Genomic DNA, 26,061 nt, shown 5'->3' with positions numbered 1-26,061 from the left:
AATGGCGACGCATGGCATTCACCCTGCACCGCCCTTTTGATCAGCCCAGATGTTCTATTGTTGGTTTGTGGAAATTGTGATATCCACCACGCTGCTATCGTAGCCATTGCCGTTCCATACCGAGTAAGACAGCTGCTCGCTGGATGGGCTCCATGAGGTGCCTGCCGCGTTGTCGACATCTACCACAATCCTTGTGGCTTCGTCGGTCAGTAGATCGTGCACGTACAGTCCTTTGGCAGTCGCTCCGTTGACCTCGGCTTGCATGCTGTACGCGATCATCCGTTGATCCGTAGACCAAGAGATGCTGCCGATATCCGTACCTTCGGCGATCGTCTTCGCGTTGCCCCCGTCGAGACCGCTCAGCACCAGCTTTACCTTGGAGCCCTCGTATACCTTCACCAGCAATTGCTTGCCGTCAGGGGAAGGAATAACGGTGCCTGCGGCACCCAATCCCATCTCTTTATTCTCCTTGGTCGCCAGATCCAGTACACGAAGCGTCTCGTCGCTATTGGAATTATAGAAAACCTTATCGCCAAGCTTGGTCACGATGATAGGCATACCTTCTTCCAATCCCGCGAGTAACGCGATATTGCCGTCCGTTGTTGCCGTGTAGGCCCCGCCTGCATAAGACGCTCCGACGATGGTACCGTCATCTCCCCAGCTCGCGCTCATCGCTCCTCCGATAGGGTCTCCCGCCAGGCCGAACGACTTCAGCGTTTCCAGATCCATGACGTAGTAAGAAGGATCGCCTAGCGTGTACGCCTGGTAGAGCAGATGTTTTTTGTCCGGCGACAAGCTCGCGGCTCCCAGGAAGACGTTCTCCTGTTCTTTCAGCGGTACGAGCTCGCCAGTCTTTACATTCATTTTGTATAGACTGCGCGGGTAGGAATCCGACAGCTCCGAAAGCTTCATTTTCGCTAGTTTGTCGTTTTCCTTGGAAATAATGGCCGTGTCCCCATCCAGCCAGCCGAATATTTCCGCCTTTTCATAGGACTTGATGCTGCCCACCGTAATGGCGGCCGCCGGCTTTTTCCCTTCGTTGTCGATGACGGTGATGGTTTTCCCTGGCTCCTTAATAACTTCGCGGTCTCCTCCGTTATCGCCGCTGCAAGCGGTGATGGTTAACAGCAGTGCTGGTATGCATACCATGATGGCTAATGTTGATCTCTTCAATGTGATCGCCTCCTTGCCCTTACAATACCAACCAATTGTTGCTACAGAACGAATAGTTGTTTCCAACTTGTAAACAAAGTTATCACCAATGAATCGTTTCAAACGAATCGATACCTAGCCCATAATTATGAGTCTTATCCTGTCTGGGAGCGGAACGACATTCGGAACGTTGTCCCGCTTTCGTCCGACTTCACAATGGCAATAGAGCCGCCCAGCGTCTCGACGTACCTCTTCGCGATGGACAGCCCTAGCCCGGCGCCGCCGTACTCTCTGGAACGATTCTTGTCCACCGTGTAGAACGCTTCGAAAATTTTGTCCGCAACCGAGCCTGGAATGCCAATGCCCGTATCGGAAAAATCGATGATCACCATTCCGTCTCTTGTGACATTGCTGACGGTAATACGGCCGTTCGCCTTGTTGTATTTGATCGCGTTGTCCAGCAGATTCGCCAGCACGATATTCATGTAGTCTCTGTCGGCTTCTATATAAGCTTCGCGCAAATCCGTTTCCAGCGTAAGTCCGAACTTATCCATCTTCCCCTGCAAGCTATTCAGCACCGACCCGATCGTTGCGGCAACCTCAAGTCGTTCCTGGTTGTATTCAAAATCATATTTTTCCATCGCCGACAGCTGGAGCACCTTCTCCACCATCTCGTAGAGCCGCTGCGTCTCCCCCGCGATGTGGGTCTTGGCCGTGGCCAGCAGCTCGTCGTCGTCGGGATACATGTCGAGCAAGTCGAGATACGCCTTGACGGAGGTAAGCGGCGTCTTGAACTCGTGCGTGACGTTGCCGATAAACTCCTTTTGCTGCCGATCCAGCTCCGATAGCTTGGCAACCGCGAGCGCCAGCTTCTCTCGCTCCCGATCCTTATCCCTCATCGTCACCATCAACCGTTCGCTCATGACCGCAATGCCGGTGCCAAGCTCCCCGATCTCGTCCCTGCGCTTGATGATTGGAGTCGCGAACTCTCCTTCGCGAATACGACCTATCGTTTCATTAAGCCTAATGATGCTGCGAGCAAAGGAGTTAAAGAACAAATAGCCCAAGAGAAAGCTAAGAACGAACACGCCCCCGCCAATCGTCATGAACAACCCTTTGATTTCGTCGTAGAAAGCTTGCTGGCCGCTCAAGGAATAATAAAACTGGACGACGCCGAACTGCTCCCCTCCCACGCGCAGCGGAGTCAGATAATACATAGCATCCCCTTCGACCAAGTAGGCTGTCTTGTTCTGCAGCGCGTAGGCAAGTGTTTGCTTAATGCTCTCGGATGGATGTGCAGTTCCCCTTCCTATCACAGCACCGCTGCTATCGTACAGAACGACCGACTGCCCGCCGATTAGCCCCTCCAAATCATTACGAAATTGTTCGCCTTTGTTCTTCAGAAAGGTATCCGGCACTTTGCTGGATTCCGCTATGATAGATTGGTAAAAGTAAACGGTAGCCGTATCTGCTTGTTGAGACAGAAGAGCTTCCGCCTGCGCGCGCTGATTCCGTTCAATGCCCTGTAGAACCAGCAGACTGAGCACGAATACGGTGAGCAGAAGGAGGGCGGCGAGAAACAGGCTGAACTTTAACTTGATGCTAATTCTCACCGTAGCCTCCGAACGCCTTGTAGCCGATGCCGTACACGGTTTGGATGATCTCCTCATGCTCCGATCCCAGCTTCTTGCGCAGTCTCTGCACATGAATATCTACCGTGCGTGTCCCGCCGAAATAATCCATACCCCATACTTGATCCAGCATCTGCTCTCGCGCGTACACCCTATCGGGGTTCGAAACCAATAACGCCAATAGATCAAATTCCTTTGGCGTTAGCTCGAGCTTGCTCTCTCCCGCGTAGACCGATCTTCTGGCGGTATGCACCTTCACTCCGCCTAGTTGAATCTCGTCCGAATCCTTGTTTTCGCCAGCGGCTTGCATCCGTCTTAGCAGTGATTTGAGCCGTGCGAGCAGCTCTCTCATATCGAAGGGCTTTGTCATATAATCGTCGGCTCCAAGCTCCAGCCCGAGCACCTTATTTACGATATCTTCCTTCGCCGTCAGCATAATGACGCCGATTCTGCCCTTGTCCTGCAGCTTCTTAAGCACGTCGTATCCGTCCATTCCGGGCAGCATTACATCTAGTATTATGGCATCGGGCCGGGTTTCACCAAGACGCTTGGCGGCAAGATCCCCGCGATCGATTACCTCTACCGTATATCCCTCGCGCTTTAAGGCATAGGAAATCGCATCCGCGATCGCCTTCTCGTCCTCGATGATCATTATCGTTTCATTCATGGCATATCACCTACCTCAGTATCTGTATTTTAACCTATCTCTTGATTGACCATAAACACCGTTTTCTCTAAGAGAGCAGCAGTCCAATATTCTATGTTAAACTCTGATGTTTATTTTTAAGCATAAGAAAACCGCCTTGGTGAATTAGGCGGTTTAATGAGCGCTCGTACCAATAACCCCATCTATAATTGACGCATAACCACCTGATGCATAGCTGGGTGCACTTGCCGTTTAGGATCCGGTTCTACTTATCATCTCCTTCCATTTCTTTTAATGCTTCTTCAATCTCCGATGTTAGAACCGCTAATTTCTCCCTATCCGAAACATTCAACTCGTCATTGCTTCGATTGAATACGGACAACGCCTTAGCCGCTTTTTCAGGACTCTCATGCGAATGCAGCAAATCATAAATAACCGCGAACGACTGAGCGTGTTTTTCGTTATCAAGTGTACGCTTTGTAACCGTCTTGCCATTGTTGACAGTGCCGAAATAAAATGTATTGCCGGCAGGGTCGCTAAGAGTGAACCGCTTGTCCTCTTTCAATTCCCTCACCTTCGAAATGCGCGGAAATCCTGTTCGTGGAACTTTGCCCCATGCACTTTTTATGTTCTTGCAGAACTCCGCATTCAATATGTCGGAGTCTTCAACCTCAATGAACACCATGCTCGCGTTGGCGTTTGGATCATTTTTTTTATTTCCCCAAAAATGAAAAATGATATCCTCGTAGCTTACAACGGCATAAGCATTGGGAGTTCTGTACTTAGCGATTATTGCAAAGCCGATGCTTTCATAGAACTCACATTGTTTATCAATACTCACGCAAGGCAATATGGGAATTACTTTGCTCAATTGATCTCCTCCTTCTTTTTTTCTCTTACACTCTAATCATACAATGTTCATGCAAATGATTAGGTTTGAACAAAATGAATCCTATGATATGAGATAAATCCGATCAAAGTAGTCATTTGCTTGAAGGATTAACTGCAAGGTGGTCTCATTCATTCTAATGTCTTTGGACTGTAATGTCGCACTGACCATTTTTCGTTATAATGAAAGAACGGATTCACGAGCGGCCAAGCTCAAGAAAGGAATATCCGCAATATGACGACAATGGACTTCGATTCACCAATCGGGCTTAGCGTTGCTCAGTGGCAGGACCTAATCGCCAGCTGCGCCCAACAAGCGGCTAATACCCCGTACGATAAAAATTACGGCACCGAGGTGCGATCCATGGCGCATCCCTTCATGTCGGAGTTGACATCAGCGGAGGCCTGGTTGTTCGAACTGAACGTCGGGTTGTTCTTGCTCCGCAAGCAAATGACCGAACGCCACTTAGGTTACTTCGCCCAGTTGGCGGTATCCGAAACGTTACATGCCATCAAGAGTCAACTCCATCAAGGCTTGCCGCCAGAGATCGCGGTCAAGCAACAGAGTCGAATACTGGAGACAGCTGCTTACATTCGCGATACAGCGATTGCCAATGCCTGGACCCCTCCAGCCTATCTGGACATCTACGTGGAGCTGTGGCTGATTCTGGCATCAACCGCTGCGGACAGCCCTCGTCTCCTCAAGGAGGAACTAGCGCATTTGGACGAGGAATCCGGCAAGGAAAACAAGCGTTTCCCGCTCGTCGCCCTCGCCTGGATGCGCTACTGGCTAGGGGAGGATCAAGAGGCTTGGCGACTGCTGAAAGCCGCGGAGCTCCATGGCCTTGAGCCAAATCAGGTATTTCGTTTCCTGCGCCTGCTGGAGAAGAACGGAGAATGGCTCCGGCTTGAAGCCTGGTTAAGTCATTGCGCAAACGAGCATATCGGTCACAGCCCCGGCATGCTTGACGAATACGGCCGCTACTGGGATGCCGTCGTTCGGCTATTGCCTGAGGCCGAGAAACGAATGTGGAGCGCGATCGCTAGCCTGCCTTCCTACTGTAGCAGACTGTACGAGGAGAAGCTGATGCTTTATGGCCGCTGGCGGCAGTGGATCGATTACCAGCTTAGCCTCGGCAGCGATCCATTTGACTTTCGAGCGAAGGATCTGCAGCCCATCGAGAAGGATGCGCCGGAAGCGTTGCTGCCTTTTTACCACCAAGGCGTGGAGAGATACGTGTTGTTAAAAAACCGCCACGGCTACAAGAGAGCGGTCAAGCTGCTCAAACGGCTGGCCAAGCTGTACAAGAAGCTGAAGTGCGAGCAGCGTTGGGAGGCGTACATCGAGACCTTCGCCAGCCGCAATAGCCGGCTGCGAGCCCTCCAGGAAGAGCTTCGCAAGGGAGGGCTGATTCCATGACTACAACCACAATGACTACATATAACCTGAACACCATCGCGGTTCGAATGATGCTAACGTCGCATGGCGACGCGCTGTTCTTCGCGGACCCAGACTCGCTCCGGGAGTGGACCGGACTTCAGCTCAAGCATCGCCTGTTCGCCTGGCACGAACCGTCCTTCTATGGCACCGAGCTTGCAATCGTCAAAGTCGGGGAGCTCGAGGCCGTTGTGCTGCCCGCCGAAGAGGTCATTGCCTTCTTCGCCTCGGTGCCGCTCCTGACGCATATTGAATGGAAGTGGGAAGACGATGCCGCGCGCTTGGCCGCATTGGCGCCGCTCTTGGGCGATTGCCTGGAGAAGGGACTATACGCACCCGACCTTGCGGCTTACCGAGGCGGCTCCCTGCGCTGGATCTGGGATGCGGCGGCCGCCACAGCGACCTTCGGACAGGAGTGCCGCGATAAGCTGGACCTGAAGCGCGGCAGTTGGAGCGATGAGGCGCACGAGGGGTTAAAGGCAGCATTCTCGGCGGCCGTAACGAGCCGCTTCTACGGCACGGAGCAGGACGAGGCGGATTTGCGCAGGGACTTCCCTGCTCTATTCGCGCGCGAGAACGCCGCGGTCAAGACAGCAGGACTGAGCGACGAGACCTGGCTCGTGCAGATTGGCTGGAAAGCGGATGTCGCGCCGTTCCGCCCTCTGCTCCAGCTAATAGAGCCTTGGGAAGGAGATGAGCACTCCCGCTGGCGGCTGAGGCTTGTGTTGCAGGACAAGAGCGATCAGGCTAAGCTCCGCAGAGTACAGCTCGGCGACAACGGCTCGGCGGCAGGCAAGTGGCCTGACGCATGGGCGGATGCCATCGGCAGCCGCTCGGAGGGCTGGTTAGAGCGGCTGCGCGCCAGTCTTCCTCACGACCTTCTGTCGCGCGGCGAGGATGTCCTTGGCAAGCCGCTTAACGACGAGGCTGCCTGGCGGTTCCTGAGCGAAGACAGCCGCCGGCTACTCGACTCCGGCTGGCAGGTACTGCTGCCCGCATGGTGGGAAGCCGCAAGCCGCAAGAAGCCGCGTTTGCGCGCGGCGATACAGTCGGAGGACGAATCAAACAACAAGAAACGGGGCGGCGGCAAGTCCTTATTCGGGCTGGAAGCGATAATGAGCTTCAACTGGCGCATCTCCATCGGGGACGCCGACCTGAACGAGGAGGAGTTCGACGAGCTGCTCGCAAGAGGGGAGCGTCTCGTGAAATTCCGGGACCGCTGGATCGTGCTCGACCCAGCGCTTATCGCCCAGATCCGCCGCATGATGGAAGGCATGGACAAGAGCCAGGGACTGAGCTTCCAGGATGTGCTGCAATTGCATCTGCTCTCGCAGGGCGAGGCGGACGGCAATGCAGATGGCGGAGCGGCGGACGCCGGCGCGGAAGCGGAGGCGGGGGCATTCGTGGGCGATGCCGCCCGCGTGAAGCTTGAGGTCGAGCTGAGCTCGCATTTGACCGGGCTGTTTGCCAAGATCAATCAGCAGAGCGAATGGCCTCGGCTCGCTCCGCCGGCCGGTCTGCGTGCCGAGCTGCGCAGCTATCAGCAGGACGGGTTCGCCTGGCTGGCATTTCTCCGCCGCTTCGGGCTCGGGGCCTGTCTCGCGGACGACATGGGACTCGGCAAGACCGTCCAGTTGATTGCCTACCTGCTGCACGCCAAGGAACATGCGGACGAGGAGCGGCGGCTCCCTTCGCTGATCGTCTGCCCCACGTCGGTGCTCGGCAACTGGCAGAAGGAGATTTCCCGCTTCGCCCCGTCGCTGCAGGTGGCCATGCATTACGGCTCCAGTCGCAAGAGCGGCGATGCTTTCCGGAAGGAAGCACGCAGCGTTGACGTCGTGCTGACCTCCTTTGCTACCGCTTCGCTCGACCAGGAGACGCTTGCCGCGTTCCAATGGGGCGCCGTCTGTCTGGACGAAGCGCAGAATATCAAGAACGCCGGAACCAGGCAGGCCGCGGCGGTCAAGAGCTTTCCCGCGCTCCACCGAATCGCGCTCACGGGGACGCCAATCGAGAATCGGCTGACGGAGCTATGGTCGATCTACGATTTCACCGTGCCCACTTACCTTGGGTCAGCTAAGGCGTTCCAGGACCGCTTCGCCACCCCAATCGAGCGTGAACAGGACGGGCGTCGCACGGCGGAGCTCAAGCGGCTAGTGAAGCCGTTCATGCTGCGCCGCAAGAAGAAGGATCCCGCCATCCAGCTTGACCTGCCGGACAAAAACGAGATGAAGACGTATGTTCCGCTTACCTCCGAGCAGGCTGCCCTGTACGACAATTGCGTCAAGGAGCTGCTCGAGAAGCTGAAGAAGCTCGACGGCATCCAGCGCAAAGGCGCGATTCTCGGAGCGCTGACTCGGCTTAAGCAGGCATGCGACCATCCGGCTTTGCTGGACGAGGATGCGGGAACGGAGCCGGAGGACGGTCCTCCGCAGACGGAGGCCATTATCGCCCGCTCCTCCAAGCTCGAGAGGCTGCTGGCGATGGTCAAGGAGCTGCGCGAGGCGGACGAGCGCTGCCTCATCTTCACGCAATACATCGGCATGGGCACGATGATGCAGGATGTCCTGCAGCGCGAGCTGGGCGAACCCGTGCTATACCTGAACGGCAGCACGCCGAAGGCGCAGCGGGACAGGATGGTCGAACGGTTCCAGTCGCGCGACCTTCCTCCGTCCGAGCAGCCGAACGTGTTCATCCTCTCCCTCAAGGCGGGAGGCGTCGGGCTTAACTTGACCGCGGCGAACCACGTCTTCCACTTCGACCGCTGGTGGAACCCGGCCGTCGAGAACCAGGCGACCGACCGCGCCTACCGGATGGGCCAGACGCGCGACGTGCAGGTGCACAAATTCATCTCGCTCGGCACCCTGGAGGAACGCATCGACGAGATGCTGGAGAACAAGCAGCAGCTAAGCGACAACGTCATTACCAGCTCGGAGAGCTGGATTACCGAGCTGTCGACGGATGCGCTTAAGGAGATGTTCTCGCTGCGACGGGACTGGTCTCGCGATTAAGCGGGATTTGGGCAGATCGGACGAGTTATCGCCATAAATTTGGAGGGCTATCCTATTACGGGATAGCCCTCCATTCATTTGCCTGATTGGATAAATTCCAGTCGCCTGCGAAAAACCTGAGCGATATCGGTTGGGATGTATCCCTGATAGAACGCTCTTCAACATTTACCCTGTTGAATTAACCGGCATGCTATCATAATGCCCGAATCGCATCTCGTCAAGAGATAATGTGAAAATAAGCGATATTGCGGGGGATCTCCCTCCTGTTTTCTTAATTAGGAATGAATTTTGCCGAATGCAGGGCGATATCGCTTTTTCCAATTCAGCTGGTGTCACGTAAAATATTGTTCAGATCGATGAGAATAAGGAAGGGGATCTGCATGAACAGCGTGGACAAAATTAGATTTTTGCTCTTAAACGGCGAAGCGCCCGATGAGGAGACTTGTTACGGGTATATGGAACTGGATCGGGATGGCGATATGATCGCTCTCTACAATTGTTACGGCGAGGAGATCGACATGTTTGGCGGACATGAATTTGTTAGGGTACGGGCGCTTGGCAAATTCGATGACGAAGACCGCGATCATTTTTACTCCTTATTAGAAAGTGATGGTGTAGGATAACCTGCAAGTCAGACAGGTGAAGATTCGTGGTCAAAGCGCCCCGTGGAACGCACCCTTGTGAGCAGTATCTCCTGAATTCGAAAGCCTGCTCATTGGCAGAGCTGCTCCTTCAAGATCTGCATGAGCAATTGTTTAGAAGATGAGGATGCGTGGTCCTGCCCTTTCCATTGTAACAATCCAATTGGTATTAGGGCCCCTTCCCAATCTACGTTGATTCTCTGTGTTTCCGTGGGCAAGGGCGTAGAATCTAACACGACTCCAACGGCCGTCGTCTTTTGGACGAAATAAGGAATCGCGGAAATTTGATTGACCGAATGGATTAAAAGGGTAGTCTCATATCTCGATAAGTGCTTGGCTAACTCTAAGTAGTATAGGCATGTGCGTCCTCCTGAAATGAGGGAATAGTCCAAAATATGTTTAAAGGTCACTTGATCTCTTATAAATAACGGGTGATTTCGGTCTGCTACAAACGTAACACTTTCTTTGTATAACGGCTCGAAATAAAAAGCAGTCGGATCGCCCGGTTCCCCGCATATGGCAAAATCAAGCTCATTCTGGCGTAATGCTTGCGACAATAATTCGGTATTCCCCATTTGAATCTGACAATCTATTCTCGGCTTACTCTGATGAAATCTTCGTACAGAGTCCGGCAGAACGGATTGCATTAAGGGTTCAATAATCCCCATTCGCAGGCTTCCTACCTCATCTTGCTCTATCGCCCTGGCCATCTCAGTTACATCGTTCCAATGCCGAATAAGCTTATCCACTTCTGTAGCAAATAATTGGCCGGCGCTTGTTAGCTCTGCCTCCCACCCTCTCTTGAACAGCTGTATTCCGATTTCCTTCTCGAGTCGTTGGATCTGATTCGTAATGGTCGACTGTGCATATTTTAATTTCTCAGCTGCTCGAGAAAAGGTGCCTTCCTGAAGAATGGTTTGAAAAGCGGTTAGCTCCTTTAAGTCCACATGCTCCGCCTCCTTGATCGATAAAATAGATGAAGTTCATTATTATATTCCATTATATAAATGAAGTTGCCTCCTATACAATAATCGTATCTGAAGCAAAGGGGAAGTCGACATGCCATTCATAAGAGTTAGCTACATGAAGCCTCAGTATGAGCCCTGCCAACTGGAACGCATCAGTCAGATACTCATGCATGCGCTTATACAACATTTCAATGTACCGGCGGACGATTTATTTCAAGTGTTTCATGCCCATGGTCCAGAGGAATTCTACTACAGCAACAATTACTTGGGCGTGGAGCGTAGCAACGGTTTACTGTTCATTCAAATTACTCTTAAGTCAGGAAGAACGACTGAACAGAAGACATCTTTTTACGGAACGTTAGCCGAGCATTTATCAAGAACGGTTCCGATGCGAATAGAAGACGTGTTCATCGTACTCGTTGATACAGAATTCGAAGATTGGTCATTCGGTAACGGAATGGCCCAAATGTTACATCGGTAAATTCAGGAGGTGTTATTGGATGCATCAGGAAATCAAATCTACTGCCCGAGAATCATTCGGGAATTTCGCCCCATCATTCGTCCGATACTCAGAAGATGTGTTATTCGGGGAAGTGTGGAGACAAGAAGACTTATCACTAAGGGAGCGAAGTTTAATAACGGTTGCGGCGTTAGTGGCGGGAGGGATGAGCGAGCAACTTCCTTATCACTTGCAATTAGCTGCACAGAATGAATTAAAGAGAGATGAACTCATTGCGGCCATCACGCACTTGGCCTTTTATGTCGGCTGGCCTCGCGCCGCTTCCGCTCTTCAGGTGGCGAAAACGGTATTCAAAGAACATGAGACGCCATAGACATCATGCAAAGCCTATTCAACTTCCGGAGAGAACTCCTGATATACGTGGCGTTCGACGAGCTCAATTCTTATAAATTCTTAGGGTTGTACAAAAAAAGAGGATGTCTCTCAGGTCATTTTATGACCTTTTGAGACATCCGTGGACAAGCTTAAGAGCACTCTCTAATCAATAAATTCCGTATATTGCAGAAACCGCTTCAGCATGACCGCCGCCTGTGCGCGGGTCGCATGCTCGGAAGGCGCGAACAAGCTATCAGGCATGCCTGTTATGATGCCCGCAGCTACAGCGGCATCGGAACCTATATCCATCCGGGACTAGATGGCATCCTGCTGTTCCAACCATCTCAAAATGACTTGGTTTGTTTCTTCCGGTTTTTCTTGCTGGATCCAATGACCGCAATCCAGATTAACCACTTCTACATTGGGCACGAACTCTTTTAGTTTTTCAGACTTCTGAATCGTATCCCGGTCACCGTAGATCATGAGGGTGGGCTGCCCGATGATGGGGTTTACGTCTGCCAACAAGCGCCAATTGCGGTCAAGGTTCCTGTACCAATTGATGCTGCCCGTGAACCCCGATGTTTCAAAGGCGGAGACGAAAACCGCCAGCTCGCTGTCGCTCATTAGAGGCTCGCCTAGCGGTGCTTCTGCATTGGCGAGATTGATCATGGTCATGCCTGGCTCCGGCGCTCTGAGAGGCTCGTTTTTTCGGTACAGGTTGCGAAGGAATATGAACGTATTCTCTTCCAACACGACATCCGCGACGCCTTGCTGTCGATTAAAGTGTACGAAATAGAAGTCGCCGCCAAGTATTTCTTCCATAAATTCGATCCAAGGTTTTTCTCCGCGCTCTTGATAGGGCAAGCTCAGATTGATTACTTTGTTTACGCGGTTGGGATGCAATAAGGTCAGTCCCCACACAACCATTGCACCCCAGTCATGACCGACAAAGGTGGCATCTTCGTATCCGTAGTGATCGAGAAGCGCGATAAGATCACCCGACAAATGTTCAATGTCATAGTCTGTTACTTTGGTTGGACGGGATGAGTTGCCGTAGCCTCGCTGGTTGGGGACGATGACATGGTAGCCCGCTGCGGCAAGCGCGGCCACCTGATGGCGCCAAGAAAAGGCATGCTCCGGCCAGCCGTGACAGAGGACGATAGGTTTTCCGGCATTGCGTCGACCTGCTTCAAAGACTTCGAGTTTTACACCGTTGACAGAAATAAAGATGGGCTTAGGAAAATCGGATGGATTAAACATGGCATTACCTCCTTCTTGTGATACATGTAGTATAATGTACAAAAGGTGACATCTTATTGTCACCGTTCTACACTCATGAAGAAAAAAGAGGGCCATTATGGACAAAGTGGAGAGACTCATTTCGATTATTATGATATTGCTGAAAAAAGAGGTTGTTTCTACAAGGGAATTCACAGAACTATTCCATGTTTCCAAAAGAACGATCCTTCGCGATATGGAAACATTGAGCTTATCGAACATTCCGATCTACGCTGTCACTGGGGTCAAAGGCGGCTACGGCATCATGGAGGAATACAAGGTTGATAAACGCCTTTTAAGCAGCTCCGATTTACAAAATATATTAACTGCGCTTGACGGATTGGAACAAATCCTCCTCACAGATGAAGTTGAAAGAACGATAAAAAAAATAGAGGCAATGGTTAGTCCAATGTCTCTGAGTCGCTCCATTCAGCTGTCGTTTTACGATTGGGAAGGTCGGTCCGAGATGCTTGAAACCGTAAAGACATGCCAACAGTCCATCTTAAAGAAGAGGCTGGTTTCGTTTGATTATACAGATAGAGACGGGGCTGTGACGAATCGAATCGTCGAGCCCTATGAGCTGCATTTTAGCGAATCGAGTTGGTACTTAAAAGGATTTTGTTTACATCGACAGGGTACTCGAACATTCAAGCTGTCACGGATCGATCATATTACGATGGATGAACGCGTATTTCATCCTAGAGACGATTGGTCAGAGCAAGGACTCGAAGCAAGTGATCTACCGCAACTCGTCACAATTAAGGCATGGATATCGCCTAGCATAAAGGATCAAATCATCGAAAGGTATGGTCGAAGAAGTATTGAAGACCATCGTTCAGGATCTTTATTAGCAACCATGTATGTCCCTCAGACGCGTTCGGGATTTCATTTGTTAGCAAGCTTCGGCACTCATCTTATAGTTGTAGAGCCCAAAACCTATGTGGAAGACTTTCGAAGATATTTATCCCAAATGATGGGCAACTATACCTGATGAGGCAGCTGTCGCGGCATGTCCTTAATAAAATGCTTTTTTTGACACAACGCAAATAAAGACCCTGTGACGGGGTCTTTTTTGTTCGCATTCTAATCATCACTCTCTAATTGGCCCTGCTTAGTAAGCCAAAATAACACCCTTATCATTAGCATACATCGTGCTCACGCCGCGTGTCGGTACGATAATGATCTCCTTGAAGCTAAACTGCAATTCAAGCTCCTGTTTCAATCGCTCAGCTAATACAGGATTGTTGCAATGCGAGATGACAGCGCGTAGCAGCTTCGTGTCTTTGCCGCTTTCCTTCACTGTAGCAGCCATCTTCTTGACTATATTGATCTGACCTTTGCAATTGGAGTAGTGCGTAATATTCCCATCGCCATCAGACCCGAGCAGCGGCTTTATGTTTAGAAAGTTGATGAGCTTGCCTTTTATTTTGCCAAGCCGTCCATTCTTAAGCAAATTATCAATATTGTCCAACACAAAATACGTTTTCATTTCCATAATAAATCGCTCAATCCGCTCAACAATCTCATCCGCAGAATATCCGTTCTGGATGAGCTCATGGATCTGCATCGCGATCAGCAGTTCACCCGCAGCAGCGCTCTTGGAATCAAACACATGAACCTTGCCGGAAGCATCGTCCAGCATCTGCGCGCCTAGCAAGGCGCTATTATAGGAGCTGGACAGCTTGCTTGACAGTGTCACGACGAAGGATTGATCATGACCTTCATACTCTTGTTGATATAACGCTGGCGAAGGCGCCGACGACCCTATCTTTTCTGTACAACGATGCATGTCTTCAATAAATGTGGGGATCTCCAGCGTATCATCATCAACATAATGTTTATCGCCCAAGCTTAGGTTGAGCGGGACAGTTCTGATCTTAAGATCATTCTTGAGTTCTTCAGTGAGGTCGCAGCAAGAATCAACTACAATTTGATAAGGCATTGGATTCCTCCATTTACGTCAACTTGCCTCATTCTATCATGCCGTTTGACTCCTTCGCCAATGACAAGTGTCATGATTCATCAAAATTCGACAATAATTGAGTACCCTTATGGTACAGTTGTCAGAGGAGGTATTGCCCACCAGCACTACACTATTTGTAATACTTCTCAGCTTAACATCAATAGGGCAAAATCGGCGCAGAAAACCTCAGCAATTAAAGAATGCCTTTTCCATTAACGCCCAATTATCCCATACAGCATAAGCCTATACAGCTCACTGGCTTTCACCTGATATTCCGAAGCAGTTCCCCATTGCTCCTGTATCCCCGCGATGGCGTGCAGGAACTCCAACACCGTCTCCGTGGAAATGGAGTTGTCGATTGCCCCTTCCTCTCTGCCGCTCTCAATGAATGCTCGCAGGATATCCACTCGAATCTCGCTTGCGCTTTTGTTGAATAGCTCGACGAACATTTGGTCGTCTATTGCTTCCTTCGAGAAATAGTGCTCCATTAGTTGATTCGGCATTTCGGCGCATAGCGCCACGGCCTGCACCAGCTTCTCTTTAAAGCCAATGCCATCGCTCAGCAAGCGTTCCACTGCTTGTATCGTATCCCTCATTAGAATTCGCGCGCATTCCTTAACTAACCCTTCCTTGCTTCCAAAATAATTGTATATCGACACAGTGGAAACCCCCGAGGTGGCTGCCAACTCGTTGATGCTGACATTCCTATACCCTTTTTCCCGGAATAGCTCGAGCGCTGATTGTATAATCGCCTCTTTCTTCTTCTTCGTTCTAATTTCATATTTGTTCACACCTAAACTCCTTTAACATTAATAAGTTTATTATCGCACAAGATAATATATTTTTAAACTTAACATGCTGTATTTAAAAACTAATTGACATGTCACACCGTCTTCGATATATTAGTTTTTAAATAAATTAATGTTTATTAAAAAACTATTCAAGGAGTACACCGATGAGAATATTAATGTTTGGTCGAGGCGTTATTGCCGCACAATATGGATGGACGTTTGAAAAAGCGGGTCATGAAGTAGAATTTTACGTCCGGCCAGGGCGCAAGGAGCAATTCGGTCCTTATATCGACTTGGATATACTGGATGGCCGCACTAGCTTTAGAGGTGTTCCTGTGAAGGAACAATGGCCGATTCGGATGCGAGAAGAGCTTATTCCCGATCATAACTATGACCTGATTGTGCTAAGCGTTAATCATAATCAGTTCAGGGAAGTAGTAAAGGTGATTGCTCCACATGTAGGAAAATCAACTATTTTAATATTCAATAACGTCTGGCAGGATCTTTCTGTCTTCGCTGAGGGACTACCTATGGATCAGATCATCTGGGGCTTCCCTGGCGGTGGCGGCGGGTTTAGCAGCCATAATAAGCTTGAAGGCGGTTTTCTTAAATCGATCTATTTGCAAACCGGATCGACCGCTGCTTCTGTAACGAGACATCGACGTGTAGTTGAGCTGTTCCAACAAGCGGGATTTTCATTTTCCTGGCAAAAAGATATGCGCGTCTGGTACTGGTTCCACTTCATTATGAATGCAGGAATGGCCGCGCAAGCGTTGAAAGAGGGTAGCTACCGCAACCTGTACCAATCGCCCAATAAGGTAGCACAAGCGATTTTGCTCATACGCGAAATGCTTCCGTTAATCGCAGCCAAGGGAGGCAAAATAGGTCTAGGAACTTCACTTGCTATGCGATTGCCATCCAGATTCATCGGTTATGGAGCATACAAAGTTTTGAAAGGTAACTCCGTGCCCGCCGCTATTATGGAAAGGATGGAGCGCACCGCCTATATTTCGCGCGAATCATTCGCCCACTTCCCTAACGATGTTCTAGCCGAAGCCCATAAGCTCGACGTATCGCTTCCTCGGCTTGAGACTTTGAAGCAGCATTTCTAATAAGTCGTAACGTTAGCACCGAGTTGATAACATCGATTTAGCCATCAATGAGGAGACCGAAAATCATATTTTAAACGCACCCTTCTGCTGACTAAACAGTAGAAGGGCTATTCCCTATTTCGGAAAAGCCCCACGATTGACTCATAGCTCAGAATCATAATTTAATGAAAACTACAAAATCAACAACGAAGTCAAACCAAGAACAAACTTAACAAGTTTGTTAAGTCGATTGCCGTTCCTAGCAAGCAACTTAGACTAAAATTCCGCCTTACTTATGATACGGTTCAGCGTATCATCTATAGGGCGAAATTCCTTGTGTCGTAGCGGTCCGAAACTTTCGCTTTATTTGTGGCATGAACCAACGTATGACATTGAAGAACAAAATCAAAGGGCACCTAAAACAAGGTGCCCTACAATTAGAACAGAAATGCAACATAGTGAAGAACAACGACAGCAGCCCACAATTATTCAATTAATATTTCAACGGCAATTTCATACCTCTTCGCATCTTACATCTACTGCAATATCTTCATTTTTTCTAAATGGATTTGGCTCTATCACATAAGAAACCAATTTACCCTCTAATTTCGTAAAGTCTATAGTTCCACTACTTTTTGAATGAAAAAAGATGTTATTAGGGAGTCGACTAATAAATCCGTAATTATTGTTGTTACGATCACGTAACACTCTTTTCACTATCCCCGTTTCACGAACGGGATCTAGCGACCGATTCGATGTTTGTTCTACAAGAAGTTTAGTAAAATCAGCGACATCTTTTATACCATGTATACTTTTTCCCATTTGTTGAGTCCAAATATCTTTACTCTTATTTATAATTGCTATTGCTGTATGTAGCAATCCTTCGAAATCATTATTGAGCCTTTCGATGACCATCAAACAGTATGCATCTATCTCTTTGTCATTTCTGAGATTTGGTAGTTTTGAATTAATGCACTCCCTAATGACCATCAAAAGATGATATTTTAAGGTCTTATTATCCTTTACTAGCTCAGGAGATTCACGAATAAACTTTTCAACAAAATACAGTGCCAGAGCCGTAGTGTAATAGGGTAACTTAGAATGTTCATCCAAGAAAATTTTATTACGGAAATCTTTTATTAACCTTGATTCATGGCGCGAGGCCACATCGGGTTGATTTAGGAACATCGCAATAAAACCTTGTATTAGCGACCGAAAGCTAATTTTTTGATGCTGCTTTATAATCGGACTTAAGTGATACTGCTTTGAACGCCTTTCATAATAAAGAAGGGTTTCCCTTGATATACTCGGAAAAAATTCCTCCAATTCTTTATGGAAGTCCCTGGTGGTTTCAAATGCTTCGTCGTAAACAATATTTTGCTTATTGGTACCACGCACAATTTGTCCAGTGATGTGGTCGTTAGTTGTTGAAATGATTTTCATACTAACTGGAACAAGTGAGATATCACAACCCTTTTTCATAGAAAAATAGATCATATGGCTCGTTTGACATCCATTAACAATCTGTGGATTCACCAAGGTTATCTTTCTGTTATTGGTTTTATATTCATCGCATACAATTGTAATGCCGTTGTTCAATAGAACAAACTTTTGAGGTTCTTTAATAATAGTTCCTTCGATATCTTCATTAATTGAAGTTGCACCTTGGAAATCCCTCACATTATCATTAAATAATGACTTTCTTAATACCCCATCAGGCGTTTCCATAAGTTTGTAAATTTCACTTGCTGTACATAGAACCATACACGAATTATCTACATTTTCTACAGGGGTTAACGCCATCGAATCAATTACTTCTATTGTTGCCGAATAACGATTAGTGTTGTTATCACATATAATTTTTAATGCCTTACTATCAATTAACTGGACATACACATCCTCGTAGATATTCATAGAATGAATATCTTGCTTAAAACGCTCCTGGAGCGCTTCAATATGTGGCAAGCCTTGGTTCCTGCCCATAGTAACATAATAAAGCCTTACAGATGGATTGCTTTCCCAATCAGAACTAATTTCGTCGCTTAGTATATATTCTTTTATTTTTATTAACCTTTTAATAAAATCATTCATAGGTTGAAGATGTGTATCAGATAAGAAATCTCTGACCCCGGCAATGAAATTGTTAAACTCACCCATCTCAAATTTTTCTTTATACTTCGATTGAATGAAGATAAACTCCACAGTAGCTTTCCTGCTTCTTTCTAAAACTGCATCAACTTCCTCTTCATTCCTAACAAAAGCTCCATTTAATTTTATTCCTATTCCATCAATAGCTAGATCATTACTACCACCCACACTGCAGAATTGGAGAAAGTCACTATTCCCCAAAAAAGGTTCAGGATTATGTGCGTATAAAATATTATAGTTTACAAAGTGTTCAAATGCTGTTCCGTCTCTTACATTTATGAGGTCATGTTGTTCACGAAATCTCTTAAATCTAGCATTAATCACAGGTTCAAAGTTCACAAAATGTCCCTCCTATAGTAAATTATATCTAGCTTACTGAAAATTCGAGCTTAGCAACTAATAAAATGATCTATACATTTGTCTATTAATTACTCTTGTTTAGTAACCCCAACCTGCTGTAAAGGCAATATTAGCTCCAATAACTCTTCTTCTTCTCCCCACGCAATACAACCATGTAAGAATTCCTCGCTTCTAGTAATCAAGCTATTCAAAACTTTCTCGACTTTATTAAAGCAAGCGGTATCGCTTTGAATTTGAATCAATGCATTATAAGGCTTTCCATTATTTACTTTCAGTTGACCAAAATAGGCTGCCTCAAAGTTAGGAAGCGATGATAAGTGTCGTACATTACCTGAAGGTGCCGCCTTGATCACTTCGAGTATCGAAGTATTATGAGCCCAAGCAGGATTTCTATTTCCGTTAGCCAAAAAAGGCAGGTCAGTATCATGCAGTACGGAATAGCCGCTGCCAAAATGATTCAAAATTTTGCATAATGACACTATGGTTGCCTTGCCTCTGGCCCTGACAATATGAATATTTCGATACTTCTCAGGATTTTGGGAGATGATATATTTAAATGCCGTGTATTCTGTATCCCCTTCGACTATTATTGTATGGCCTCCAAAAAAAAATTCGGCAACATGGGGATCAAACAAATTCAGAAGCTTTAGTCTTTCACGATCATCTTCATCAAGTTGTACTTTTTCCGGACGAAAGACAGTTGTACCAAAAATGTTACCTTGTTCATTTCGCTCAACACGGACAATTGTCGTATTATTACGTGATAAATCAATGAACGCAGGTGAATGAGTTGTGAGCATGACCTGCCAGTTTCCTTGCTTGGGCAAATCGTAGAGAACTCTGCTCGCCTCTCTTACTGCATTGGGATGAAGACATAATTCGGGCTCGTCCAATAAAAGAACATGCGGCCTCCCGCGAGGCCACTGAAAAAGTCCTTTAATTAAAAGCAGGGTGATCTTCCACATATAAGCGGAAGATCACCCTGTTTTCTTGTATAATAGAGGTAACCAAAAACAGGCGGTGACCCGGATGATTTCAAATCAACAAAGCTTAAATCTTAGTCCGTTCATGGGCATATACGATATCGTTGTACCTAAAGATAATATGCTTCGACAGATTAATGGCCTTGTGGATTTCTCCTTTATCCATGAAGAGTTAGAAGTGAATTATTGCTTGGACAATGGACGAAATGCTGTTCCTCCAATTCGGATGTTTAAGTATTTGTTATTGAAATCCATCTTCGACCTTTCAGACGTAGATGTCGTGGAACGTTCGAAATATGACATGTCCTTTAAATATTTTCTGGATATGGCCCCGGAAGACGCGGTTATCAATCCCAGTTCATTAACGAAGTTTCGCAAACTTCGCTTGAAAGATATTAATCTGCTTGACATGCTTATTCAAAAAACAGTGGAAATCGCTCTGGAGAAGGAACTCATTAAAAGCAAATCAATCATCGTAGACGCGACACACACAAAAGCAAGATATAATCAGCAATCGCCGAAGGAATTCCTAATGGAAAAATCAAAATTACTTCGCAAAGCTGTCTACCAAATCGACGAATCGATGAAAGAGAAATTCCCGCCCAAAACAACGACAAACGACATAGCCGATGAGTTGGCGTATTGTCAAAAAGTGATTGAGGCTGTTGAAAAGGAAGAAGCCATCAGCCACTATCCAAAGGTTCAAGAAAAGTTGAACTACTTGAAAGAAATCGTAGCGGATCACAATGAACAACTGCAACGCTCAAACGACACGGATGCACGTGTAGGACACAAAACAGCGGACTCCTCTTTCTTTGGTTACAAAACACATATCGCCATGAACGAGGAGCGAATCATTACTGCTGCGATCATCACGACAGGCGAAAAGAACGATGGAAAGCAATTACAAACGTTAATTGAGAAAAGTATCGAAACGGGGATGGAGATTGATACTGTAATTGGGGACACCGCTTATTCAGAAAAGGATAATATTCAGTATGCCAATGAAAACGAACTTAAATTGGTATCCAAATTAAACCCTATGATCTCAGATGGCGCTCGTCGTAAAGAGGACGAATTTGATTTCAATAAGGATGCAGGCATGTACGTGTGCAAAGCAGGACACCTGGCCATTCGTAAGGCAAGAACAGGTACAAAAAATGTAGCAAAAAACCAAGTCAATACTTTTTATTTTGATATAAGCAAATGCCAGCAATGTCCCTTCAAAGAAGGCTGCTATAAAGAAGGAGCAAAGACAAAGACCTATTCGGTTAGCATTAAATCAGCCGAACACAGTGGTCAAAAGCTCTTTCAGGAAAGTGACTATTTCAAGGAAAAAGCAAAAGAACGCTATAAAATTGAAGCAAAGAATAGTGAACTGAAACATAGACACGGGTATGATGTAGCTGAGACCTCGGGTCTATTAGGTATGGAAATGCAAGGTGCAGTCGCGATATTCACAGTCAATGTGAAGCGAATATTGAAGTTAATGAAGTGAAATAGAATTGGCATACCAAAGAAACAAAGGCTAATTCTCATTCATAACGAATGGAATTAGCCTTTGTTGTGTGTAGTGCCATACTTGAGCATGTATAAGCCACAGATTTTCAGTGGCCTCGCCTCCCGCTCGCAGCCTTTTTCGCCGCACCGCTTTGCACAATTAAACGCAATGCGGACCAAAGCAAGGTTCTTCTTGCTCCGCTCCCTTGTTTGTCAATTGCACCTTGATATCCTTGACTTGGCCCCATCAATAGTTTCGAGGAACTTTTAAACAACGATAAGTCGTTTTCGATATCATCCTCTGCCCTTGGATCAAACTTCACCACATAGCCTGGGAATACTTCTGAAATCGCTGAAGAAAGATCGCTCTCAATCGTTTGTATCTCGTTTAGGGAATCATCAAGAATCTTTTTGCGTAAATCGGTGATTTGTTTTAGAAGCCGTGTGTAATCGGATAATTCTCCTTCCGTATCCTGAATTGATTGTATGCTTTTAATTCGGTCTTTTATAATGGCATTTAACAGATCAAGGACTTGTTTCTCGAGTTCCTGCGGATGAGCGAATGCTTCAACCATATGTGGTTGCGGACGTTTGGACTGTGCCACGCCGGGTGCTCCCCAAGGCACCTGCTCGTCCCAGTCTTGTTTTTGAACATCGTAGCCTTGTCGTTTGGGCTCGGCATTTGCCGAATACCATGTCCATCGTTCTCTGACAATAGCTTGCCCTTCAATTCTTTCAACCCATCTTAAAGCTGGGGTAGAAACGCCGTTTACGATTGTATGCAATTCAATTTCGGGTAAAGTATTGGTATTTACGTTTCCGTTAGGGAAGTCCGATTCGCTGAGCAGGCACTTCTTTGAACCGTGATTCATTACTAACTCATAGGCTTTTAAAATGGAACTTTTCCCCGCGTTATTGGGCCCTACCAGTACCACAATATCATCCAGATCAATTGTAACGGGAAGCGCACCAATACAACGGAAATTCTTAATAATCATCTTCCGCAATTTAGGCTGGCTCTGTTCAAACCAACTGACCAGTTCTTCATCAGTTCCCTTCTTTTTCGCCAATCCAGACTCCCCCCTGACTATTAGTAAATATACCCATTCCTAGTTTACCATCTGCATCTACAGTCAGGAAGACTTTTGATCTATAAATTTTACTATTCGATTAATTGTCCTTCCTCTCCATCCTCACGAAGTCTTTCGTCCAACCATCATGCGTCCCACGGCTTCCGCAGTTGTCATCCATAATTATCCTAGCGGTGACCACACTCCATTGTATGAAGATATTATGTTAACGAAATATCTTTCAGAAATAGGATAAATACTTGGAATTGATGTCCTCGATCACATAATTATCGGCAATGCTCTGTATTGCAGCTCGAACCAACAAAGACTGTTTTAGCATTTTAAGTGTCGTGGCTATTATTGGATATCTAATCTTTTCTTCGCACCAATGGTAATAAGTTTATTTTCAGAAAGGTTCTATGGTAAAATTAGAATAGCTAAGAAGGAATTGACTGGTCTTTTTTGAATATATGTTCTTGTCAATTATTAATATGTGGTGGTGGTTCAAATAAAAAATAACCATTTATTTTGTGAATACGATATAAGCGCGGTTATAGCGAATCAAGAAAAACAGATTCGTGAGGGAGTCTTATCATACGATCCTAATAAACTCTTGAATACTCCTGACGAGGATCTAATTGACTACTTCTACAACAAATTCAATATCAATCCCCTTATTTTATATGAAGACCAGATAACCGTGGATCAGAAAGAAAATCGTATTGACGTTAGTCAAGATCGTTCTCGCCCTATCTACGATAGAAGCCGTCCTGTATTTATAACAGGAACTGAAATTATTCTTGAAGTACCATTTAGCGGAGATTCTGTCCTCTTTAAGTGCAGACCATCCTCTTATAACTTTAATCCTCCTTCTGGAGAAGTACACGGACAAAGCTTGTACATATCTGTTCAAACTTTAGACCACAATTCGGATTCAATAAGAAAAGAACTGGAAAACAGACTTCATTCAGTACAAGAATACATTTCGTGGATCAAAAACGATATTAACCCATGGGATAAATCCATACGACAGAAAATTAACACTTGGATATCTACAAGAAAAACCAAGCTCTTAAAAGACCGTGGGCTTGCAGCCTCGCTCGGATTTCCCATGAAACCTAAAGAAAGTGCATATTTGACATTCGCAGCCCCGGATGTTAGAAAAAAATTGCCGGTCACCCAACCTTCCGCAAGCTCAAAACCTTTTATACCAGAACCTGTTCTAGGATCAGATGATTATGATCACATAATAGGAATAATATGTAAAACCGCATCAATGCTTGAGAGAAGCCCTGATACTTTCCGAAATATGGGGGAAGAGCAACTTAGAGATCAATTTCTAGTTCCGCTTAATAGTCACTATGAAGGTCAGGCAACTGGAGAAACATTCAATTTTAATGGTAAAACTGACATTTTAATAAGAGCCCAAGAAAAAAACATCTTTATTGCTGAATGTAAAATATGGAGAGGTCAGAAATATCTTAGTGATGCCGTCGATCAACTTTTAGGCTATTCTACATGGAGAGATACGAAGACAGCACTTATTATATTCAACAGGAACAAGGAACTAACAAATGTTTTAAATAAAATACCAATTACTCTTAAAAACCATCCAAACTTCAAACGAGAATTGCAGATTGGCGGGGAAACTTCGTTCAGATATGTATTTAGCCACCGAGATGATTTCAGCAGGGAATTAATGCTAACAGTTTTAGTATTCGAAGTTCCTCAGTAGATTTCGTTCAACCTGATAAATCCTGACCGCACGAGCCCTCCTGCGTAGCGATCTTCCCCGAGGGTGGCCCGACCTCCATCCTGCTCCTCAGGGGTGCGTTTCCGCTCCTAGCAAGCTGGTAATACCAAAAATATCGCCTCATTTATGATACGGTTCCCCCCGATTTATCTTCACCGCCCGATAAATCTGCTCCATCAGCACCAGCCGCATCAGCTGGTGCGGCAAGGTCATGCGCCCGAAGCTAAGCTTCTGCTGGGCGCGCTGCAACACAGCGGGAGCAAGCCCATTGCTCCCGCCAATCACGAAGGCCACGTGGCTGCGCCCATACGTGGCCAGCTTATCGAGCTGCCCAGCGAGATCCTCGCTGGACCACAACTCACCCCCGATCGCGAGCGCGACAACGTGGGCGTCCGGCTTCAGCTGCGCCAGAAGCCTCTCCCCCTCCCGCTCGCGCACCTGAGCCTCCTCCGCCGGACTCATCGTCTCCGGAGCCTTCTCATCGGGCACTTCCGTGATCTTTTGATTCGTCAGCGGACCGCCTACACCCCTTCCTCTTCATAGAAGTCTCATATCTGCTGCTTTTCACTCGTTAACCCCTGCTACCACACAGCAAAGAACCTCCTAAAGCCATAGGCTCCAGGAGGCGTAATCCAATCCCCTATATCCAGCTCCGAACACTCCATTCCGCTACACAACCAGAAACGCAGCAGGATCCTCGCAGAAATCACATTTGCGCGGCGGGTCCCAGTCGGCGAATTGTGTCTCCTTAAGATCAACGACATCCGGTGCGTCTTCATATTCGTCCACGAATCTCTCTCAGATCGGAATGCCTACCGGAGAAATCTGGATGTCGCTGTCCGTCGTCAGATTCTTCTTGCTGCGGTTGTTAAGATTAATAAAGGGCTCAATGTCGCGTCATGAGCGGCATCGAGCAACATCTTATCGATCACACCAAGGTTGAAACGTTGCTCACATTCCATCATACTCATAACTAGACTGACAGCGTCATGCCGGGAAGCAGGCTGCAGTCTAGGGTACAAAGGCAAGTCGTAATTACTATCAGCGGCAGAAATCATGTAGAGTTGGTATCCATTATAATACTTATTTCTGGCGCTGTCCCAGCCCGAGTTGCAATCGGGCTGGGAGTAAATACGAGGATGGTTACAACCCGACAAACCTTGGGCAAAACAATCGCAAGTAGCCTTGCTTCTTGCATAGGCAGCAGTGACGATGAGAGTTCCATCACCGGCAGCACTCAGCGCTGAAACATCCCCAAGCAAACCTAGATTCGCCGATACGGTAAGGATTTGTGACTGGAAGAAGTCGAACAAGGGATCCGCTGGTAAAGCTGTTTTCTTATCCGCATGGCGCATCATCCATGCGACGAGACGTTTCACTCTGCCCGGTGTAGCCGTAGGCGCTTTCTCTCCTTTTTCCCCTTTCTTTGGTTTGCTCTTGCGTTTGGGTTGCTTCATCGGTTGAAGATGTTTGTCTACCGCAGGCCAAAGGCGTCTGAAGAAATCATAGAAGGTGCCGACGCCAGGAAGATCGTCGGAATCGAAACCGCAGAGAATGGCATAGATCGGTGTCCGCTTCAAGACATTCACCTATTCGGTTAATCCCTTCTCGGGGTTGGTCATGAGGAACAAGAGGAAGGATCGAAACATAGATGCTGAATCTCGAGGTTCAGGGCCGCAATCCGAGCAAGAGTCTCGAAGAAATGTCGTGATGGGAGACAGATCAGTCATCCAGATTTTCTTTGGAGGATTTGTCAAGGCTTTTTCGAAGAAAATGACCAAATATTCCTAGAATATTTCCCATAACGCAAAAAGGAATTAAATGAAAAAATCCCCCTACGAAGTAGGAGGAGAGCACGTTTGGTGGTACAAGGAAACCCTTGCCCCATCTGCCTCGGTGAATGCCGAGAGGCTA

At 47.1% G+C, this 26,061-nt stretch carries 24 protein-coding genes and 1 pseudogene; 10 read left to right on the top strand and 15 right to left on the bottom strand.

The window, feature by feature from the left end; all coding sequences use genetic code 11:
- Positions 1-54: 54 nt before the first annotated feature.
- The 4 genes from ACX1C1_RS07285 to ACX1C1_RS07270 all read right to left on the bottom strand — a co-directional run bounded on the left by ACX1C1_RS07285 (position 55) and on the right by ACX1C1_RS07270 (position 4,300).
- Complete coding sequence (locus tag ACX1C1_RS07285; RefSeq protein WP_458956446.1) at positions 55-1,173, bottom strand: TolB family protein; 1,119 nt, start codon at positions 1,171-1,173, stop codon at positions 55-57.
- Between the two features lie 134 nt (positions 1,174-1,307).
- A complete protein-coding gene (locus tag ACX1C1_RS07280) occupies positions 1,308-2,765 on the bottom strand; it encodes a sensor histidine kinase (RefSeq protein WP_458956445.1) in 1,458 nt (485 codons plus the stop codon).
- Positions 2,755-3,450, bottom strand: a complete 696-nt coding sequence (locus ACX1C1_RS07275; RefSeq protein ID WP_458956444.1) for a response regulator transcription factor — start codon at positions 3,448-3,450, stop codon at positions 2,755-2,757. The genes ACX1C1_RS07280 and ACX1C1_RS07275 overlap by 11 nt, the downstream gene beginning before the upstream one ends.
- Before the next feature lie 244 nt (positions 3,451-3,694).
- Positions 3,695-4,300 carry a VOC family protein gene (locus ACX1C1_RS07270; RefSeq protein ID WP_458956443.1) on the bottom strand — a complete coding sequence of 202 codons (606 nt, stop codon included), beginning with the start codon at positions 4,298-4,300 and terminating at the stop codon, positions 3,695-3,697.
- A gap of 252 nt (positions 4,301-4,552) precedes the next feature.
- Between ACX1C1_RS07270 and ACX1C1_RS07265 the strand changes: the two genes are divergently transcribed.
- From ACX1C1_RS07265 to ACX1C1_RS07255, 3 genes are all read left to right on the top strand, one after another.
- Positions 4,553-5,737, top strand: coding sequence for a hypothetical protein (locus tag ACX1C1_RS07265; RefSeq protein WP_458956442.1), 1,185 nt, complete (start codon positions 4,553-4,555; stop codon positions 5,735-5,737).
- 11 nt (positions 5,738-5,748) lie between these two features.
- Positions 5,749-8,766, top strand: coding sequence for a DEAD/DEAH box helicase (locus ACX1C1_RS07260; protein ID WP_458957616.1), 3,018 nt, complete (start codon positions 5,749-5,751; stop codon positions 8,764-8,766).
- Between the two features lie 380 nt (positions 8,767-9,146).
- Positions 9,147-9,389: a hypothetical protein gene (locus tag ACX1C1_RS07255; protein WP_458956441.1), complete on the top strand. Its 243-nt coding sequence runs from the start codon at positions 9,147-9,149 to the stop codon at positions 9,387-9,389.
- Positions 9,390-9,478: 89 nt separating this feature from the next.
- On the opposite strand, the gene ACX1C1_RS07250 is transcribed toward ACX1C1_RS07255, so the two are convergent.
- Positions 9,479-10,354, bottom strand: a complete 876-nt coding sequence (locus ACX1C1_RS07250) for a LysR family transcriptional regulator (protein WP_458956440.1) — start codon at positions 10,352-10,354, stop codon at positions 9,479-9,481.
- 112 nt (positions 10,355-10,466) lie between these two features.
- Here ACX1C1_RS07250 and ACX1C1_RS07245 point away from each other — a divergent pair, with 112 nt between their 5' ends.
- Entirely contained in the window at positions 10,467-10,856 is a 390-nt protein-coding gene (locus tag ACX1C1_RS07245) for a tautomerase family protein (RefSeq protein ID WP_458956439.1), read from the top strand.
- Between the two features lie 19 nt (positions 10,857-10,875).
- Positions 10,876-11,208, top strand: a complete 333-nt coding sequence (locus ACX1C1_RS07240; protein WP_458956438.1) for a carboxymuconolactone decarboxylase family protein — start codon at positions 10,876-10,878, stop codon at positions 11,206-11,208.
- A gap of 164 nt (positions 11,209-11,372) precedes the next feature.
- Here the strand turns inward: ACX1C1_RS07240 and ACX1C1_RS07235 are convergent, their stop codons facing one another.
- Together ACX1C1_RS07235 and ACX1C1_RS07230 are read right to left on the bottom strand one after the other, a co-directional pair.
- Positions 11,373-11,519: an S-layer homology domain-containing protein gene (locus ACX1C1_RS07235; protein WP_458956437.1), complete on the bottom strand. Its 147-nt coding sequence runs from the start codon at positions 11,517-11,519 to the stop codon at positions 11,373-11,375.
- 6 nt (positions 11,520-11,525) lie between these two features.
- Positions 11,526-12,470, bottom strand: a complete 945-nt coding sequence (locus ACX1C1_RS07230; protein WP_458956436.1) for an alpha/beta fold hydrolase — start codon at positions 12,468-12,470, stop codon at positions 11,526-11,528.
- A gap of 97 nt (positions 12,471-12,567) precedes the next feature.
- Between ACX1C1_RS07230 and ACX1C1_RS07225 the strand changes: the two genes are divergently transcribed.
- Positions 12,568-13,479 carry a helix-turn-helix transcriptional regulator gene (locus ACX1C1_RS07225; protein WP_458956435.1) on the top strand — a complete coding sequence of 304 codons (912 nt, stop codon included), beginning with the start codon at positions 12,568-12,570 and terminating at the stop codon, positions 13,477-13,479.
- Between the two features lie 120 nt (positions 13,480-13,599).
- Here the strand turns inward: ACX1C1_RS07225 and ACX1C1_RS07220 are convergent, their stop codons facing one another.
- Together ACX1C1_RS07220 and ACX1C1_RS07215 are read right to left on the bottom strand one after the other, a co-directional pair.
- Complete coding sequence (locus tag ACX1C1_RS07220) at positions 13,600-14,430, bottom strand: DegV family protein (protein ID WP_458956434.1); 831 nt, start codon at positions 14,428-14,430, stop codon at positions 13,600-13,602.
- Positions 14,431-14,663: 233 nt separating this feature from the next.
- Positions 14,664-15,242, bottom strand: coding sequence for a TetR/AcrR family transcriptional regulator (locus tag ACX1C1_RS07215; protein ID WP_458956433.1), 579 nt, complete (start codon positions 15,240-15,242; stop codon positions 14,664-14,666).
- 164 nt (positions 15,243-15,406) lie between these two features.
- Between ACX1C1_RS07215 and ACX1C1_RS07210 the strand changes: the two genes are divergently transcribed.
- Positions 15,407-16,354 carry a ketopantoate reductase family protein gene (locus tag ACX1C1_RS07210; RefSeq protein ID WP_458956432.1) on the top strand — a complete coding sequence of 316 codons (948 nt, stop codon included), beginning with the start codon at positions 15,407-15,409 and terminating at the stop codon, positions 16,352-16,354.
- A 492-nt stretch (positions 16,355-16,846) separates the two neighbouring features.
- Here the strand turns inward: ACX1C1_RS07210 and ACX1C1_RS07205 are convergent, their stop codons facing one another.
- Positions 16,847-18,820: an AIPR family protein gene (locus ACX1C1_RS07205; RefSeq protein ID WP_458956431.1), complete on the bottom strand. Its 1,974-nt coding sequence runs from the start codon at positions 18,818-18,820 to the stop codon at positions 16,847-16,849.
- An 89-nt stretch (positions 18,821-18,909) separates the two neighbouring features.
- On the bottom strand, positions 18,910-19,806 hold the full coding sequence (locus tag ACX1C1_RS07200) for an ATP-dependent nuclease (protein ID WP_458956430.1): 897 nt from the start codon (positions 19,804-19,806) through the stop codon (positions 18,910-18,912).
- A gap of 64 nt (positions 19,807-19,870) precedes the next feature.
- Here ACX1C1_RS07200 and ACX1C1_RS07195 point away from each other — a divergent pair, with 64 nt between their 5' ends.
- The gene (locus ACX1C1_RS07195; RefSeq protein ID WP_458956429.1) at positions 19,871-21,322 is read left to right on the top strand and encodes an IS1182 family transposase; all 1,452 of its coding nucleotides are present in this window, start codon (positions 19,871-19,873) and stop codon (positions 21,320-21,322) included.
- A gap of 109 nt (positions 21,323-21,431) precedes the next feature.
- On the opposite strand, the gene ACX1C1_RS07190 is transcribed toward ACX1C1_RS07195, so the two are convergent.
- Complete coding sequence (locus ACX1C1_RS07190) at positions 21,432-22,394, bottom strand: AAA family ATPase (protein WP_458956428.1); 963 nt, start codon at positions 22,392-22,394, stop codon at positions 21,432-21,434.
- Between the two features lie 82 nt (positions 22,395-22,476).
- Between ACX1C1_RS07190 and ACX1C1_RS07185 the strand changes: the two genes are divergently transcribed.
- Both ACX1C1_RS07185 and ACX1C1_RS07180 read left to right on the top strand, forming a co-directional pair.
- Complete coding sequence (locus tag ACX1C1_RS07185) at positions 22,477-22,650, top strand: JAB domain-containing protein (RefSeq protein WP_458957615.1); 174 nt, start codon at positions 22,477-22,479, stop codon at positions 22,648-22,650.
- Positions 22,651-22,893: 243 nt separating this feature from the next.
- Positions 22,894-24,129 (top strand): hypothetical protein, encoded by a 1,236-nt coding sequence (locus ACX1C1_RS07180; RefSeq protein WP_458956427.1) that lies wholly within the window; start codon positions 22,894-22,896, stop codon positions 24,127-24,129.
- A 138-nt stretch (positions 24,130-24,267) separates the two neighbouring features.
- Here ACX1C1_RS07180 and rlmH read toward each other — a convergent pair.
- The 3 genes and pseudogenes from rlmH to ACX1C1_RS07165 all read right to left on the bottom strand — a co-directional run.
- A pseudogene (gene rlmH, locus ACX1C1_RS07175) lies at positions 24,268-24,642 on the bottom strand (23S rRNA (pseudouridine(1915)-N(3))-methyltransferase RlmH); the annotation flags it as partial.
- Positions 24,643-24,816: 174 nt separating this feature from the next.
- Positions 24,817-24,936: a CxxH/CxxC protein gene (locus tag ACX1C1_RS07170; protein ID WP_458956426.1), complete on the bottom strand. Its 120-nt coding sequence runs from the start codon at positions 24,934-24,936 to the stop codon at positions 24,817-24,819.
- A 56-nt stretch (positions 24,937-24,992) separates the two neighbouring features.
- The gene (locus ACX1C1_RS07165) at positions 24,993-25,727 is read right to left on the bottom strand and encodes a hypothetical protein (RefSeq protein WP_458956425.1); all 735 of its coding nucleotides are present in this window, start codon (positions 25,725-25,727) and stop codon (positions 24,993-24,995) included.
- Positions 25,728-26,061: the final 334 nt, after the last annotated feature.

This window comes from Paenibacillus sp. strain BS8-2, from assembly GCF_054483835.1.
This window is presented reverse-complemented; position numbering and strand designations above follow the sequence as displayed.